Raw genomic sequence first — 12,199 nt, 5'->3', positions numbered from 1 at the left:
AACGGCTTTCACCTTAAGTTGGCACCAATGAGCAATGGCCTGTGCCTACCCAGTATCCATTAAAATGAGAATCGCTATAAGGAACAAACAATCAATACATCAGCGTCTGTCTTTATATCTGTTTCATAAGAGAGATACTAAATTAATTTAAAGTGGTGAAGTTCTGGAATTGTATACTTTATTGTATATTATTGGCTGGAAACTATTTATGAGTTCTATAACTCTTGACTAACATCCCTATATTACTATGAAATTCATGCTGAAAGACTACTTTAACCCCAATCAAACGCGAATTTTCACTGTTTTGATTTTGACTGGAATTTTGTCTGTTGGTAGCGGTTTAACATTTATCAAAGGTGTTACGGGCGCTACTGCAAAGTTCTCGCTAGAAACAAGCAATGAAGTTCTCAAAGACAATATTAAACCAAACCGCTTGCAACGTCCAGTAGCTAACGCGGTACTGCAAGATTTAGACCATAACAATGGGCGATCGCTACGTTTAGCTTCGGCAAACAATCTGCAAAATAAATTACCCGCATCTGTAAAAAATGCTGTTTTGCAAGCCGCCTCCAAACGTTTGCAACAGCCAATTTCTCAGCTAAAAATCATTGAGTTTAAACAGCAAACTTGGAAAAATGGCTGTTTAGAATTAGCTAATGCTGATGAATTCTGTACCGAAGCTTTGGTACCAGGTTGGCGGGTGGTTGTAGGCATTGGTGAACAAACCTTGGTTTATCATACCAATCAAACAGGTTCCGCACTCAGGCTGAATGAAAAGGCTAGCTCAAGTTCACTAGCCCCTGTGCAAATTCCAGTCAGCGATTTACCACCACCATTAGCTGCACATGTAGTATTTCGGCAAATTTCCAGTGGTGGTTTTATTGGCAGAACTTACGAAACTGTTTTACTCAAAGATGGACAATTGATTCGAGTGCGGATTGGTGATGCCAATGATTCTGAGCGTAGTGTTCGCCGCGTTTCTGTGCAACAGGTGCAACAATTTGTGCGATCGCTAGAACGTTTTCAATTTAGTAAATTCCAGAATCTGAGTTACCCAGCCCCCAGTGGTTCTGCTGATTTTATCACCTACACTCTTACCAGCCAAAAGGGTACGGTTCAGTACAACGATATTTCTCAAAATAACCTGCCAAAGAATTTACAAGCAGCAGTCAAAGCCTGGAATGATCTCATAGCCAGTGCCCAATAAGGGACTTTTAAATCAAAAAATATCCCATCCCTGCGGGACGCTACGCGAACGCTTTTAAAGCAGGAGAGCGGGGGGCAGGGGACTTGGGGACAAGAGGTGAGAACTTGCAACAAGTCTTTCCCCTTGTCCCCAAGTCCTCTTTACCATGCCCTGTTTGGCCAACGATAATTATTTACGCCGAGCTACAAAATATGATCGTGTCTGTAACTAAATGATGAAAAGGTTTGTAAAGTGGTGTGTTGAGTTTCATTCTTGGTGGAATATTCGCCAAAGCAGAAAGTCTCTTTTGTTTGCCGTTATAGCTACCTTGAGTGTAGTTACTACGGTGATGCTATCGTTCCCCTTGAACGCTCAAATTAATCTGCCGCGAACGCCAGCATCTGAATTAAGGGGGGTTTGGTTAACAAATATTGATAGTGATGTGTTATTTGAGCGCGATCGCCTCAAGGGATCTTTGCAACGCCTTGATGAACTCAATTTTAACACCATATATCCGGCGGTTTGGAATTGGGGGTATACATTGTATCCTAGCAAAGTTGCAGCCAAAGTTATCGGGCGATCGCTCGATCCCACACCCGGACTCAAAGGGCGAGATATCCTCAAAGAAATTGTGGATGTGGGACATCAAAAAAGATTAACAGTAATTCCCTGGTTTGAATTTGGCTTCATGGCACCAGCAGATTCTCTATTAGCTAAAAATCGTCCCCAATGGCTCACCAGTCGCAGCGATGGAACTCGGATTGTCAAAGAAGGCATACATAATCGCGTTTGGCTAAATCCCTTTCGCCCAGAAGTACAACAATTTATTCAAGATTTAATTATTGAAATTGTTAGAAACTACAATATTGATGGTATTCAATTTGATGACCATTTTGGCTTACCATCAGAATTAGGATACGATGCTTACACAGTGGCACTTTACAAAAAAGAACACCGTGGTAAAGCTCCCTCCAAAAACTCTAAAGATCCAGAATGGGTGCGCTGGAGAGCTAACAAAATCACCGAGTTTATGAAGCGGGTATTCACAGCTATCAAAGCCACTAAAAAAGATTGTATAGTCTCCGTTGCACCCAATCCTCAACGTTTTTCCTACGAGTTCTTTTTAGCAGATTGGCAGAAGTGGGAACGGCTAGGAATTGTTGAAGATTTAGTTTTGCAAATCTATCGGGATGACTTAAATGTGTTTATCAGCGAATTAGAATACTCAGAAGTGAAAGCAGCCAAGAGCCATATTCCGGTGAGTGTGGGCATTATGGCTGGGTTGAAAAAAAAATCTGTACCGATGCAACAGATTCAAACACAAGTGCAAAAAGTACGCGATCGCAATTTCGCTGGAGTCTCTTTCTTTTTCTATGAAACCCTCTGGAACATGAGCAAAGAAAAGCCACAAGAGCGTCAAACTGCCTTCCAGAAAATTTTCCCCACACCAACGGCTTACCCGAATTTGTTAGCAGGTTGGAAACCGTTCAGTTAATTTTCCTCACAAGCTGTCGCTGAACACATAGCTTAATTTCAAATTTCTGGTACTCGAAAAATGGGGAGTAGGGAGATGAAGAAAATTCTCCTAACTCCTAACTCACCACTCAGCACTATCCTATTCCCAAACGCCCAGCCAAGCCCGGAGTGAGGGGTAGAAGCGTGGTAATCATCAAGAATAGAGCCAAAAGCCCCAAAGCGGCTCTAGCATCATCAGGTTCAGTGATTTCATTCAAGCTAGGGCGTTCTTGATCCCGTTGCAAAAAGAAAATCATGATCGCCCAGTACATGGCAAGAGTATTACCGAGAGACACTAGCGCCAGTAAAATTAAAGTTGCGATCGTTGCCCGTCCTGCGGTTTTGCGTCCATAAATCGCCTGGACAATGCGCCCACCATCTAGTTGTCCTGCGGGCATCAAATTTAAAGCGGTGATAATTAACCCCAACCAACCAATTATCACTAGAGGATGAACACTTACCAAGGATGACTGTAAAGCCGAACCAAGGACAACTCGTGCCAAGCTTCCCACCAAAATCGACCCTTGGAAAAACTGATTTGGCAATTGAAATAAACTACCTGGATGGGAAAGCAGCAAGCCAGCAATCAACATTAACAAAGAGACGATACCACCTGCGGCTGGCCCTGCCAAGGCGATATCAAATAATACCTTGCGGTTGGGTAACAGAGACTCAAAGCGGGTAATTGCACCAAAAGAGCCAATTTGTACAGCAGGCAGAAAGAAGGGCCAGCTAAGGCGAATTTGGTGACGCCGGGCAAGTAACCAATGACCCATTTCGTGAACTACTAAAATCGTAAATATCCCAGCCCCTATGGGCAAAGCTTCTTGAAACCGCCCTGGATTACCAAAGAAATCAAAATTCAGCAGTAATCCCGCAGCTTCTAAACTTGTGGCAAGAGTTGCTATCAACAGAATACCTGCAAAAGCTTTTTGCGATAACAACATCGGGCGGGGATCATTGCGGCTCGGCAGGACAATTACCACTGGTTTGCCATCTGTATTTTCTACTAAAAACAGGCGATATTGATCGCCAAGGCGTTGCCGTAAACTTGCAGTTAGACGATTGTGAGTCTCTTCTGGTTCTCCCCGCAAATTGCCTTTGAAAATGGCTCCATCTTGGTAAGCGATCGTTTCTGTAGCAAAAAACGTATCGATACCGAAAATACCTTTAACTGCATTCAAATCTTCTTCTGGTATCGGTGGGATCTCCGGTTTCAGTTCTACTACTTTTGGTTGTGGGGAATTTGCTTCAAGTGAGGAATTAGCGGCGAGTCTTTCTGTGGCGCGTTGCTTGAGGATGGCATCTTGCCCAGCTGCGCGTAACTGTCTGCCCAAGTAGACGTATAATCCGGCGGAAGTTACCACTAAGAACAATATACCCGCTATATTAATGTAAATCCCTGCGGCAAACAATCCAAAAAACAGGAGCCAGGGAGTCATCAACACCACCGACTGTAACCAGGCTAAGATTCCCAGTTTACCAAAAGGTCTGGCGCGATAAAAGCCCCAGCCCAAAATGCCTAATGCTACCAGTAGGATTGCCGCCAGGATAGAAGTTTCTGATAAAGTAAACATCTCCAAACCTTTGCTATTGAGACTAAGCCAGAACAAGTCCGGTATTGCAGATACACTTATTAATGTATAACGCCGCCTGTAATCTGCCCAAATTATCCAGCTTTGCGACGCCGAATAGCCCAACCCAGGCATCAACTAAGCGATTCACGCATTCACGCATTCACACTGATATATTATGCGATCGCTCTGTTGTCCAAAAATTACAGCCGATTTCATTTTTTTGAACCACATCTGTCGTAGGGACGCAAGGCCTTGCGCCCCTACTGCGTGGTCTATTTACCTAAAAATAGCTGTAATTTGCTCAAACTGTATTTAAGCGAACTGGTCTTCTAAGTACAGTTTTTCGTAAAAAAGTAACGTTTTTAATGCAGAAGAACCGATTAACATTCCCTTGGAATGCATTGGCATTGCATCGGGATGCATTAACAATGCAAGCCGACGCCTTAACAATGCAAGCCGACGCATTAACAATGCAAGCCGATGCATTAACAAGGCGGCCGACGCATTAACAATGCAAGCCGACGCATTAACAAGGCAGCCGACGCTATTGGCATTGCAGAATATTGCCTTTCTTTAATTCGCTACGAATTAATAAAATGCTGTACTAAGTCCAATAAAGAATTTCAGCATTTGGAAAGCGCCTACTAATCTCACTCTCAAAAAAGCAACGCAACGCTTTCATTGTGTCCTTATCGTAAACGTACTTCGTCCCACCAAACTTATTACGCTTGACACTGCGTTTTGCCTCATCCATCTCTAATTTTGATTGCGGATACCAAGTTTGTAACACTTCTTTTGACCCAGGTGTGAACCGATGCGAGATCAGTTCAAAGGTAAGGTTACAGTCAAAATCCAGTGCCTCGTTTATCTGGTCAAACAAACCACTATAGTGCATCTGCCAATCGTCTATCGGCATAATTGGCGCAATCACCAAGCCTACTGGATAACCGCCACCGCCACGCTCTTGTGGTAGCGCCAACCGTCGCAATGCATTAAGTCTGGATGTTACGGATGCTGTGCCACCTTCAAACTTACCAGAAATCGGTGCTGCATTAACGCTCATTCGACAGCGTGTATGCCCATTGTGTGGTAAGTTGAGTAATCCATCCACAGCATCAAACTTCGATACCCAACGTAGATGTGCATTGGTACGAGTGCCAAAGTAACGGATACATTCAGCCAGACTTCCAGTTAAATGCTCAATACCCAATGGGTCTGTGTAACAGCTAACTTCAAAACTCGTAGTTTTCCCCTGCTGCTCGTAGTTAGGTAAGTTGTCTAATATCTGCGGTAAGTTAGCAAAAACGCGGATGACAGGTGGCCCCGACAAACTACCAGCTAGGTAGCAGTATTGACAATGAGCCGGACAACCTTCGGCAAGGTGAAACTGCCAATCCGCAGAAGGTGGGATGGGACTCAGTTTAAAAGAGCTGGGTGGTGCAGTAACCACCGCTAAGGTACGTTTGGCGATGTTGTAAGTATCCCGCTCAGACTCACCGCGCAGACCCTTCAGGCGGTTTTGTGATAATTCTTCTATCGGTAAGTTGAGTGACTGCACACGTGCAAGAATCTGCTGCCCCCAAACCTCATCTAGGGCAGCAGGTGTAAACAGTACCCGTTCAGGTATCCACAACCGTGGTGATTTTGTTTGTGTATCTGATACTGAAACCTGGTCTGTAATTGTATTCAGCAATATCCTTCTCCGTTATTTAGTTTGCTGATTTCTGCAATTAATTTTCAAGGACTTGCTTAATTCGTCGCTCTAATAAATCAAGATCCAAAGTGCCTTCATCACGGCTAATTCGTCGCACCGTCGAATTAACATTACCTAAATTTACCAATAAATCTTGAAGAATTTCCTGCTGCTGACGGGCTTGGGTAACCTCGCGTGGCTCCTGTACTAAATCACGCACGATGGTATCTTCAGCGCGAGAGGCGATAATTGGATCACCTTGCCCTTGAATGTGAACAAAGGTTCGTCGCCCTGGCCCACGCTCCTCTTCTATTGGTATAACTGCTGTTACTTGGTCAGAACGCACATATTTGCCAAATCCCAAATGGACTAGTTCTGATGAGAGGATTTTCATGTAATTGCGTAATTTTTAAGTCTTACTTATATTATAAAATCTAAAAAATTGACCTTAAAGCCATAGCCCATACGGGTTATACCCAATTTAAAGTAGTAGTTTCCTGTCCCAATTCCTGCTTGATATCTCTGGTATCAGTCACACTCTTCGTACCAGCTTTCGAGCTTGTTCTGGGATTTCACCAAGCTCAATAAACTCAAGTTTTAGGTTGGAGTCCTAACCTTGCAATGCCAATCCATCGGCCGCATTGTTAATGCAATACGCTTGGGTTAAGGCTAAAACTCTTTGTTACAGCAGAATTCAAGTATTTGAACCACATCTATCGTAGGGGCACAGCAATGCTGTGCCCCTACTGCGTGGTCTATTTACCTGAAAATAGCTGTAAAGTCAATTTTTTTAAGGAACCGCCAACGCGCAGCGTCTCTAAGAGTTGGACGCATAGACACGTTCGCGGAGCGTCTCGAAGAGAAGTGGCTTCCCCTTCGCGTAGCGTCTTTGAAGGAGAAGGGTAGGACGCAAAGAGAAAGAAGAAATGCTTAACCCAAGCGTATTGATTGTTAATGCGTCGCCTTACAATGCCAATGCATCGGGATGCATTGTTAATGCGTCGCCTTACAATGGCAATGCATCGGGATGCATTGTTAATGCGTCGCCTTACAATGGCAATGCGTCGGCCGCATTGTTAATGCATCCCCTTACAATGGCAATGCATCGGGATGCATTAAAAATGCTACGCTTTTACACAAAACTATACTAAGCTTTCTCTGCAACACCAGTTTTTTTAAGTATGTGCGCGTAGGCGCAGCCCGCCTTCGGCATCGCATTTCTCAAATTGAATTCATTCCATCCTTGGCTCAAATTATTCATGAGAAATCTTCTGTTTATCCCTTGGGTTGGTCGTGGTAGTTTGAATCACTCCATTGTCTACCCCGAATTCTTGAGCCGATCCTTCTGCGTCGTAGGTAGAACGTGCATCATGTATTTCTGAGCGATGTTCCAGCGACCAAAGCACAAGCGCTTGAACGAGCAAAACGAGCGACTCTCCGAGCGGCGTGAGCGAATATTCAACCTTGGGTGGAATGCTGGGGTAGACTGTCCGAAGTAAGATGCCATTCCGCTCAAGACCGCGGAGCGTCTGTGTCAGCATCCGCTGACTGATCCCCGGCAACCTTCGTTTGATCTCGCTAAATCGTAAGCTGCCGCCCACAAGATTCGATAGAATCAGGGACGTCCACTTATCGCCTACGTGGTCGAGAATCTCTCGAACTGGGCAATCTTCGTCATCAAAAAATTTCGGAATCCGGCTCATGGTTACCTTCCTGTGCCTTAGGCAGAAAAAAGTGCCGTCTTCCATTTTGCTCTATTTTGGTACAGAATAAACCAAGTTATGAAAAGGAACTGTGCTAATTCCTCTTCAGTATGCGGATCGGGCATAGGTTTCACAACCAAACAAGCGAAATAGAGGTGACATATGCAATATCTTGTTATCTTCACGCCCAACAAGAAGTTCGAGACTGATGGCATGCCGTCTGACTTCGCAGAGACAGAACTCAAGGAACAGGCGCAAGTGCGAGTCCTTTACGCGGGGGGAGGCGCCCGTCAAGTGTGGGCGCTGGACACTAAAACCCGCGGCGGAGTCATCCTGTTCGAGGCAAAGTCGCCGGAACACCTTCAGGAGATGATCGACAGTTTCCCACTCATCAAGGTCGATTACGCCGACTACCAGATTCTGCCGCTCGCGCCGCATGCGGCATTCTCGAAGAAGTCCTAATCAAAGCCGCATTTCTCCGACCGGAAAACCTCTAAGTGTTGCATAGGAGAGTTAAAACATGAAAGTCCTAGTTATAGGAGCCGCCGGCAAGACCGGTAGAGCTGTAGTTGAGCAGGCTGTAGCCGCTGGACACCAGGTCACAGCCTTCGTTCACAAAGCTGACGAATACGAAGTCTCGGACGTTCGCGTCATCGAAGGTGATGCCACCAATAGTGTCGAGATGGATGCAGCAGTCCTCGGTCAAGACGCTGTTCTTGATACGATTGGCGGCAAAACGCCTTACAAGGCAACTACGCTCGAATCGAGCGCTGCCAACACAATCATTGCTTCCATGCAGCGAAACGGTGTGCGCCGTCTGGTGGTAACTTCCATGATTGGCGAAGGGGATAGTAAGGCGAATACCCCCATTTATGAGCGCTTACTTGTTTCGACCTTTTTGCGCGGCGCGGACAAGGACAAAGCTGCAATGGAGTCCGCTGTCGAATCGAGCGGTCTGGACTGGGTGATTCTTCGCCCAGCCCTCCTCACCGACGACCCCGCCAAGGAAAACGTTCGAGTCTTCGATGCCGAAACGGGCGAGAAGGCCCATAAAATTACACGTGCTGACCTGGCTTCCTTTATGCTTGCCCAGCTTGACAATAACGAATACCTCCATCAAGCCGTTACGATCGCAAATAGCTAAGAACTCAACGAACACGCTCTCTTTTTGAGGCCAGCAGCGTGTTCGTTGAGTATCCAGGATAGTCCTGAACAAACAGATGGAAATTAAAGAGTTGAGGCAATACAACCCTTCGTAATGCCCGTTCACTAGAGCCGATGGCGACGATTTGGGTAGAGTTCGCTGGTGTTACAAGGCTTATTTCCCCAGGTGGCACTCAAGGTGCTGCGCTCCTAAGCGGTATTTCTTCAATACAAATCATTAGTGAGAACAATCATTATGTCTACAACAGAAACCAGTACAAAGGATGAAGCGGTAATCAAAGCAATGATGACAACGTTTGCCGAGGCGTGAAACGCTAAAGATGCGGAGCACTTGGCGACGTTGTTTGCCGAGGATATCGATTTCGTGGAGGTCATAGGTCGTTGGTTTAAAGGGCGAACCGAGACGAAACAAGCACACGCGCAGGCGCTGGCGTCGTTCTTAAGCGATAACCAGATGACTATTACTGACACCCAAATTAAATTCCTCACCCCGGATGTGGCAGTCGCACATACCACTTGGGAAACTACTGGACAGAAGAGTCCTGATGAAGTACATCGAATAGAAAATACAGGTGTCTGAACAGCCGTAACAACCCGCAAGGAGAACACCTGGCTCCTTACCGCTTTTCACAACACAGGGACTGTGCCAATTCCTGACACAAGCGTAACAAAAAGTTTGCTTTAAGCGGCGTTGGTAAATGACGGGATGAATTAGGCAGGAACAGGCACATCCCTAAATTTGAGGCAGATTTATCAAGTGATGACAAAATCAAATAATTGATGGGCCATTTCTAATTTAGAACAAGGTGCGATCGCTAGCTGATTTCCTTGCCTATCTAAAAATATCGCTTGATTATTATCACTCCCAAAACCACTATCAGGTTGATCGATGGGATTGGCAACAATAGCATCTAGTTTTTTACTCTGTAACTTTTCTAATGCAGGGTTGACAATATCCCCACTTTGTGCGGCAAAACCAATTAATATCTGATGCGGCTGTTTCTGTTGTGCTAACTGGGCGACTATATCTGGTACTGGTTCCAGGGGTAAGGCTTGGGGGAGCGATCGCTTGGGCAATTTCTCTGTACTATAATCTCGTGGCTTTACATCTGCCACCGCAGCTGACATGACAATTAGATCAGCGTTGGGTAAACATTCCACCATCACGTGCTGCATTTGCTCGGCACTAATGACGGAAATTGCTTGCACTCCTAATGGTACATCCCAATTAGCTGGGCCATGTACTAAGGTGACGTTTGCACCTCGGTGAAGTGCGGCTTGAGATAGCGCCAATCCCATTTTACCTGTGGAAGGATTACCAATAAACCTTACTGGGTCAAGAAACTCTCGCGTTCCCCCAGCACTAATTAACACTCGTTTACCTACTAAATCTCGTTTGCCTTGAGTGTGTAACAACGATTGGATGTGAGCTAATATTTCTGGAGGTTCTGCTAATCTACCAGCACCGATGCGATCGCACGCTAATAAACCCGATGCTGTATTCATCCCATGATATCGGCTATCTATCAATAGCTGTTGCCAATTTCGCTGCACCGATAGCTGTTCCCACATATCTGTATTCATTGCGGGTGCTAACAGCACGGGACAAGTAGAAGCCAGCACGGTATTTGTGAGTAAATTATCAGCCATCCCGTAGGCTAACTTTGCTAATGTATTAGCTGTTAAGGGAGCAATTACCATAACATCTGCCCATTCACCCAACTCAATATGCAACGGACGAGAGTGAGTTGCTTGCCAAAAATCATCATCTGTGTACGCCCGATGACGAGAAAGGGTGGCTATTGTCAGAGGTGTGATAAATTCTTGCGCCGAACGGGTGAGGATGACTCGGACTTCCACCCCAGTTTTAAACAGCGTCGAAACCAATGCACAGATTTTGTAGGCGGCGATACCGCCACCTACACCTATTAGAACCCTGTTCAATTTGGGATTTGGGATTTGGGATTTGGGATTTGGCATGGTAAAAAGTTAGGAGTGAGCAGTTACAAAAATTAGTACTAAATAGTTAGAAATTCTAACTCCTAACTCCTAACTCCTAACTCTCAACTAAGCTTCATCATAGGGTTCCAAGTCTAAGAGGTAAATATAGGGTTCAACTAACTCTGGACGCTGAAATGCGATCGCTCGCAATAAATGCCAATCATTTAAACCCTCAAAAGCATTACTATAATTATCTAGCTCCAGACGTGTAGCCAGTTCTTCTACTTCTGCCCCAGTGATGGCAGCAATTTCTTTTTGGGAAATGCTTAGAGTTGTCATAATGCTTGCCCCTCCCTTATGCAGCACTTGCCTTCAGCATGGGTTAAGTTGCGCTCTTTCGCAGCCACCCAATATATATTACTCATTAGAGGTCATTAATTTCGTGAAAATTGTCAGAAATTGTACCAGAATTTATAAAAAATTCGTAATGCTGACTAAGCAATTGTATTTACAACGAAATTCCGTAGCACCTCTAACGTTTGTGGATTTATTTCATGCCCCATGTCAAATTCGTGGTATTCTACCGCCACTTTTAGAGACTTTAGAGTTTCTTTTGCCTTTAAAGCAGCTTGTAGTGGGACAACTTCATCATATCTCCCGTGACTGATTAAAGTCGGCGGAATCCCTTTTTGATCTGCCGTTACTGCATCAGGATGTAAATACCCACTCATGACAGCTAAACCTGCTAGGGGCAATTTTGAGCCGACATCTAAAGTCATTGCCCCGCCTTGAGAAAATCCACTTAAAATGGTGCGTGACAAAGGTACGCCAGTGGTACTTTCTAAAGATTGCAAAAAATCTATTAGCAGTTGCCGACTTTCTGCTAATCCTTGATACATATTCTCCACCCGCAGGTCATACCATGCCCTCCCTACTGCGGAATAGGGATAAGGATAAGGTGCATTGGGTAATACAAATTGGTAATCAGGTAAGTTGAGCAAGGGTAACAATGATGCTACATCCTCAGCATTAGCCCCCCAACCATGCAAAGTGACAATTAAGCCGGAGGGGGGTTGAGAATCTCTCTTAACGGTGATAGCTTGTAAAGACAGAGGTTTACTCCTAAAATTATCTTTTTGTACATAGATCCTATCTCTTCAAGTGGACTTAGTATTTAGCGGCATTTGCTGCTTGCCTAAAGAATACCTACGTCGTCAAGGAATTTATGGAAAACACAAATCGGCAGTTTTGATTTGACCGTGAATCACACCGATGATAGTGGTGGTAGTGAAATCATGATCCGCTAAGAAGACTTTATTTTAAAGCCAGCCAAAGATTTATGTAGTTTTTCGCACCCAAAGGTTTCAGGACTTACGCAACTGGCACAGGGCGATCGCATTTTGATAGTAAATACGTACTA

12 protein-coding genes and 1 pseudogene are annotated in these 12,199 nt (G+C 44.9%); 6 read left to right on the top strand and 7 right to left on the bottom strand.

The annotated features are described in order from the left end of the window. Window positions 1-247: 247 nt before the first annotated feature. Together ACFFAP_RS07580 and ACFFAP_RS07575 are read left to right on the top strand one after the other, a co-directional pair. Entirely contained in the window at window positions 248-1,207 is a 960-nt protein-coding gene (locus ACFFAP_RS07580; protein WP_375510643.1) for a hypothetical protein, read from the top strand. 214 nt (window positions 1,208-1,421) lie between these two features. Continuing rightward, entirely contained in the window at window positions 1,422-2,681 is a 1,260-nt protein-coding gene (locus ACFFAP_RS07575; protein ID WP_375510669.1) for a glycoside hydrolase family 10 protein, read from the top strand. Between the two features lie 115 nt (window positions 2,682-2,796). On the opposite strand, the gene ACFFAP_RS07570 is transcribed toward ACFFAP_RS07575, so the two are convergent. From ACFFAP_RS07570 to ACFFAP_RS07560, 3 genes are all read right to left on the bottom strand, one after another. Further along, complete coding sequence (locus ACFFAP_RS07570) at window positions 2,797-4,278, bottom strand: site-2 protease family protein (RefSeq protein ID WP_375510642.1); 1,482 nt, start codon at window positions 4,276-4,278, stop codon at window positions 2,797-2,799. 604 nt (window positions 4,279-4,882) lie between these two features. Next, window positions 4,883-5,905: a spore photoproduct lyase family protein gene (locus ACFFAP_RS07565; protein ID WP_375510668.1), complete on the bottom strand. Its 1,023-nt coding sequence runs from the start codon at window positions 5,903-5,905 to the stop codon at window positions 4,883-4,885. A 103-nt stretch (window positions 5,906-6,008) separates the two neighbouring features. Next, window positions 6,009-6,365, bottom strand: coding sequence for a hypothetical protein (locus tag ACFFAP_RS07560; RefSeq protein ID WP_300415579.1), 357 nt, complete (start codon window positions 6,363-6,365; stop codon window positions 6,009-6,011). Window positions 6,366-6,897: 532 nt separating this feature from the next. On the opposite strand from ACFFAP_RS07560, the gene ACFFAP_RS07555 reads away from it, so the two are divergent. Continuing rightward, complete coding sequence (locus tag ACFFAP_RS07555) at window positions 6,898-7,122, top strand: hypothetical protein (RefSeq protein ID WP_375510641.1); 225 nt, start codon at window positions 6,898-6,900, stop codon at window positions 7,120-7,122. A 102-nt stretch (window positions 7,123-7,224) separates the two neighbouring features. Here ACFFAP_RS07555 and ACFFAP_RS07550 read toward each other — a convergent pair whose 3' ends face one another. Beyond that, window positions 7,225-7,674 carry a winged helix-turn-helix transcriptional regulator gene (locus tag ACFFAP_RS07550; RefSeq protein ID WP_375510640.1) on the bottom strand — a complete coding sequence of 150 codons (450 nt, stop codon included), beginning with the start codon at window positions 7,672-7,674 and terminating at the stop codon, window positions 7,225-7,227. Window positions 7,675-7,836: 162 nt separating this feature from the next. Here ACFFAP_RS07550 and ACFFAP_RS07545 point away from each other — a divergent pair, with 162 nt between their 5' ends. The 3 genes and pseudogenes from ACFFAP_RS07545 to ACFFAP_RS07535 form a co-directional block, all read left to right on the top strand. Further along, entirely contained in the window at window positions 7,837-8,136 is a 300-nt protein-coding gene (locus ACFFAP_RS07545; RefSeq protein ID WP_375510639.1) for a muconolactone Delta-isomerase family protein, read from the top strand. 58 nt (window positions 8,137-8,194) lie between these two features. Next, the gene (locus tag ACFFAP_RS07540; RefSeq protein WP_375510638.1) at window positions 8,195-8,818 is read left to right on the top strand and encodes an NAD(P)-dependent oxidoreductase; all 624 of its coding nucleotides are present in this window, start codon (window positions 8,195-8,197) and stop codon (window positions 8,816-8,818) included. 342 nt (window positions 8,819-9,160) lie between these two features. Continuing rightward, window positions 9,161-9,418, top strand: a pseudogene (locus tag ACFFAP_RS07535) (SgcJ/EcaC family oxidoreductase); the annotation flags it as partial. A 173-nt stretch (window positions 9,419-9,591) separates the two neighbouring features. Here ACFFAP_RS07535 and coaBC read toward each other — a convergent pair. The 3 genes from coaBC to ACFFAP_RS07520 form a co-directional block, all read right to left on the bottom strand. Continuing rightward, complete coding sequence (gene coaBC, locus ACFFAP_RS07530) at window positions 9,592-10,818, bottom strand: bifunctional phosphopantothenoylcysteine decarboxylase/phosphopantothenate--cysteine ligase CoaBC (protein WP_375510637.1); 1,227 nt, start codon at window positions 10,816-10,818, stop codon at window positions 9,592-9,594. Between the two features lie 87 nt (window positions 10,819-10,905). Continuing rightward, window positions 10,906-11,118, bottom strand: coding sequence for a DUF2555 domain-containing protein (locus ACFFAP_RS07525; RefSeq protein ID WP_375510636.1), 213 nt, complete (start codon window positions 11,116-11,118; stop codon window positions 10,906-10,908). 155 nt (window positions 11,119-11,273) lie between these two features. Further along, window positions 11,274-11,876 (bottom strand): alpha/beta hydrolase, encoded by a 603-nt coding sequence (locus ACFFAP_RS07520; RefSeq protein WP_375510667.1) that lies wholly within the window; start codon window positions 11,874-11,876, stop codon window positions 11,274-11,276. Between the last annotated feature and the right edge of the window lie 323 nt (window positions 11,877-12,199).

Source organism: uncultured Nostoc sp. (assembly GCF_964245575.1).
Taxonomy (GTDB): Bacteria; Cyanobacteriota; Cyanobacteriia; order Cyanobacteriales; family Nostocaceae; genus Nostoc.
This window is presented reverse-complemented; position numbering and strand designations above follow the sequence as displayed.

Bases quoted from the DNA above. Each gene is read 5' to 3' on its own strand.
- ACFFAP_RS07570 (WP_375510642.1), bottom strand. From the start codon at position 4,278: ATGTTTACTTTATCAGAAACTTCTATCCTGGCGGCAATCCTACTGGTA.
- ACFFAP_RS07525 (WP_375510636.1), bottom strand. From the start codon at position 11,118: ATGACAACTCTAAGCATTTCCCAAAAAGAAATTGCTGCCATCACTGGG.
- ACFFAP_RS07555 (WP_375510641.1), top strand. From the start codon at position 6,898: ATGCTTAACCCAAGCGTATTGATTGTTAATGCGTCGCCTTACAATGCC.
- coaBC (WP_375510637.1), bottom strand. From the start codon at position 10,818: ATGCCAAATCCCAAATCCCAAATCCCAAATCCCAAATTGAACAGGGTT.
- ACFFAP_RS07550 (WP_375510640.1), bottom strand. From the start codon at position 7,674: ATGAGCCGGATTCCGAAATTTTTTGATGACGAAGATTGCCCAGTTCGA.
- ACFFAP_RS07545 (WP_375510639.1), top strand. From the start codon at position 7,837: ATGCAATATCTTGTTATCTTCACGCCCAACAAGAAGTTCGAGACTGAT.
- ACFFAP_RS07560 (WP_300415579.1), bottom strand. From the start codon at position 6,365: ATGAAAATCCTCTCATCAGAACTAGTCCATTTGGGATTTGGCAAATAT.
- ACFFAP_RS07580 (WP_375510643.1), top strand. From the start codon at position 248: ATGAAATTCATGCTGAAAGACTACTTTAACCCCAATCAAACGCGAATT.
- ACFFAP_RS07540 (WP_375510638.1), top strand. From the start codon at position 8,195: ATGAAAGTCCTAGTTATAGGAGCCGCCGGCAAGACCGGTAGAGCTGTA.
- ACFFAP_RS07575 (WP_375510669.1), top strand. From the start codon at position 1,422: ATGAAAAGGTTTGTAAAGTGGTGTGTTGAGTTTCATTCTTGGTGGAAT.